This window comes from Atlantibacter hermannii (genome assembly GCF_009907385.1).
In the GTDB taxonomy this organism is placed as follows: Bacteria; Pseudomonadota; Gammaproteobacteria; order Enterobacterales; family Enterobacteriaceae; genus Atlantibacter; species Atlantibacter hermannii_A.
In genome coordinates, this window is record NZ_JAAATR010000102.1 from 1 (window position 1) to 3,236 (window position 3,236).

At 53.6% G+C, this 3,236-nt stretch carries 3 protein-coding genes; all 3 read left to right on the forward strand.

Features of this window, described 5'->3' with window-relative positions; genetic code table 11:
• Positions 1-60 precede the first annotated feature (60 nt).
• From GV764_RS19335 to GV764_RS19345, 3 genes are read left to right on the forward strand one after another with little or no spacing between them, the layout of a single operon-like run.
• On the forward strand, positions 61-1,242 hold the full coding sequence (locus tag GV764_RS19335; protein WP_161661523.1) for an amino acid ABC transporter permease: 1,182 nt from the start codon (positions 61-63) through the stop codon (positions 1,240-1,242).
• Between the two features lie 10 nt (positions 1,243-1,252).
• Entirely contained in the window at positions 1,253-2,356 is a 1,104-nt protein-coding gene (locus tag GV764_RS19340) for an amino acid ABC transporter permease (protein ID WP_161661524.1), read from the forward strand.
• A gap of 8 nt (positions 2,357-2,364) precedes the next feature.
• The gene (locus GV764_RS19345; RefSeq protein ID WP_161661525.1) at positions 2,365-3,123 is read left to right on the forward strand and encodes an amino acid ABC transporter ATP-binding protein; all 759 of its coding nucleotides are present in this window, start codon (positions 2,365-2,367) and stop codon (positions 3,121-3,123) included.
• The last annotated feature ends 113 nt before the right edge of the window (positions 3,124-3,236 follow it).

The following is a 3,236-nucleotide window of genomic DNA, read 5'->3' on the forward strand; positions in this document are numbered from 1 at the left end:
TGTAACGGGCGCTGTGGATCCACAGCGCCCAGACCAGAGTTATGTTACTGAGGTTCACATATGCCCCATCGCCGCCCAAACGCAAAAGGAGAACTCTCCTTTTCCAATCCCGCGGTTCGTGCCTGGCTGTTTCAAATACTGGCAATCGCCGCCGTCATTGGTATTGCGGTTTACCTGATCCACAACACCATCGTAAACCTTAGCAGTCGTGGCATTACGTCAGGATTCGCTTTTCTCGATCGCGGCGCCGGTTTTGGCATAGTCCAGCATTTGATTGATTACCAGCAAGGAGACACCTATGGCCGGGTGTTTCTCGTCGGTCTGCTTAATACCCTGTTAGTTTCCGCGCTGTGTATTGTATTTGCGTCATTTCTTGGCTTCTTTCTGGGTCTGGCACGCCTGTCCGACAACTGGCTGTTGCGCAAGCTCTCCACCGTCTACATCGAAACCTTCCGCAATATCCCGCCGCTATTGCAAATTTTCTTCTGGTATTTTGCCGTGTTGCGCAATTTGCCGGGCCCGCGGCAGGCGGTCAACGCCTTTGATTTGGCCTTTCTCAGCAACCGGGGACTTTATATTCCTGCCCCGGCGTTAGGCGAAGGCGCGTTGGAATTGGTTCTCGCCGTCATTGTAGCGCTGGCGATCTCGGCAGGCCTGTTTCGATTCAACAAGAATCACCAAATCAAAACGGGGCAGCTTCGGCGCACCTGGCCGGTGGCGTTAATACAGCTTATCGCGCTGCCGTTAGCGGCTCACTGGACGTTTGGTGCCGCGTTACATTGGGATGTGCCCGAACTGCGCGGCTTTAACTTCCGGGGAGGAATGGCGTTGATCCCTGAACTGGCTGCTCTGACGCTCGCGCTCTCGGTATATACCTCAGCGTTTATCGCCGAGATCATTCGCGCCGGGATCCAGTCTGTTCCTCACGGTCAGCATGAAGCGGCACGTTCTCTGGGTCTGCCGAACCCGGTGACCCTGCGCCAGGTGATCATTCCTCAGGCCATGCGCGTGATTATTCCGCCATTGACCAGCCAGTATCTCAATATCGTTAAAAACTCCTCCCTGGCGGCGGCGATTGGCTATCCGGACATGGTTTCGCTGTTCGCGGGCACGGTATTGAACCAAACCGGCCAGGCAATTGAGACTATCGCTATCACAATGTCGGTCTATCTGATTATCAGCCTGACAATTTCGCTGCTCATGAATCTCTATAACCGGCACATTGCCCTGGTTGAGCGCTAAAGGAGCCATGATGAGTAAAGTACTCATGAGCCCTACCCCGCACGTAGCCGCTACCGGCTCAGGGCGCATGTGGGTATGGGTTCGCAAAAATCTGTTTTCTAACTGGTTCAACAGTCTGCTGACGCTGTTTTGTTTGTGGATGATGTGGGAGCTGATCCCGCCGCTGCTCAACTGGGCGCTGTTTCAGGCTAACTGGACAGGTGAAACGCGTGCGGATTGCACAAAGGAAGGCGCGTGCTGGGTGTTTATCCATGCCCGATTTGGCCAGTTTATGTATGGACTTTATCCACACGATCAGCGCTGGCGAATTAATCTGGCACTCATCCTTACGCTGATATCTATCACGCCAATGTTCTGGAAAGGCATGCCGCAACGTGGGAAATACATCGCTGCATGGGCAGTGGTGTATCCGATTGTGGTGTGGTTTCTGATGTATGGCGGCTTTTGGGGACTGGAGCGCGTGGAAACCCGTCAGTGGGGCGGGCTCACATTGACGCTGATCATCGCCGCGGTAGGGATCGCTGGCGCATTGCCGCTGGGCATACTGCTGGCGTTAGGACGCCGGTCGAGCATGCCGGTGGTGCGCATCCTGTCGGTGATTTTTATTGAGTTCTGGCGCGGCGTACCCTTGATCACGGTGCTGTTTATGTCCTCGGTAATGCTGCCGCTGTTTATGGCGGAAGGCACCAGTATCGATAAATTGCTCAGGGCGCTGGTTGGGGTGATCCTTTTCCAGTCGGCGTATGTTGCAGAAGTGGTGCGCGGCGGATTACAGGCACTGCCCAAAGGGCAGTACGAGGCAGCAGAATCTCTCGCTTTAGGTTACTGGAAAACCCAGGGCCTGGTCATTCTCCCTCAGGCGTTGAAAATGGTCATTCCCGGCCTGGTTAATACCATTATCGCGCTGTTTAAAGACACCAGTCTGGTGATCATTATTGGACTGTTTGATCTTTTCAGCAGCGTGCAGCAAGCCACGGTCGACCCCGCGTGGTTAGGCATGTCGACCGAAGGCTACGTTTTTGCCGCCATGATCTACTGGATCTTTTGTTTCAGCATGTCGCGCTACAGCCAGCACCTTGAGCAGCGCTTTAACACCGGGCGTACACCGCACTAAGGAATCCCATGAGTAATATAACGATGCAATCTGCCGACGCGATGATAACGCTCGAAAATGTGAATAAATGGTATGGGCAGTTTCATGTTCTGAAGGACATCAATCTGAAGGTAAAACAGGGCGAACGGATTGTGCTTTGCGGTCCGTCAGGCTCCGGCAAGTCCACGACGATCCGCTGTATTAACCATCTTGAAGAGCATCAGCAGGGCCGTATTGTGGTGGATGGCATCGAGCTTAACGACGATCTGCGTAATATTGAGCGGGTGCGCACGGAAGTAGGAATGGTGTTCCAGCACTTTAATTTATTCCCTCATTTAACTGTGCTGCAAAACTGCACGCTGGCCCCGATTTGGGTGCGCAAACTGCCGAAGAAAGAAGCCGAGGCGCTGGCCATGCATTATCTTGAGCGAGTGCGTATCGCCGAGCATGCTCACAAGTTTCCCGGCCAAATCTCTGGCGGGCAGCAGCAGCGTGTGGCGATTGCCCGGTCACTGTGTATGAAGCCTAAAATCATGCTGTTCGACGAGCCGACATCGGCACTCGATCCGGAAATGGTCAAAGAAGTGCTGGATACCATGATCGGTCTGGCTCAGTCCGGGATGACGATGCTTTGCGTAACACATGAAATGGGGTTTGCCCGGACGGTGGCTGATCGGGTGATCTTTATGGATCGCGGTGAGATTGTGGAACAAGCTCCGCCAGATGAGTTCTTTGCAAACCCGAAATCAGAGCGTACACGCGCATTTTTGTCGCAGGTTATTCACTGAAACGCAAGGCCAGTCGACAGACTGGCTTTTTAATTCCGGAAATGACAAAGCAAAAAGCCCTGCACATAAGTGCAGGGCTTTTTATTTGATGCCTGGCAGTTCCCTACTCTCGC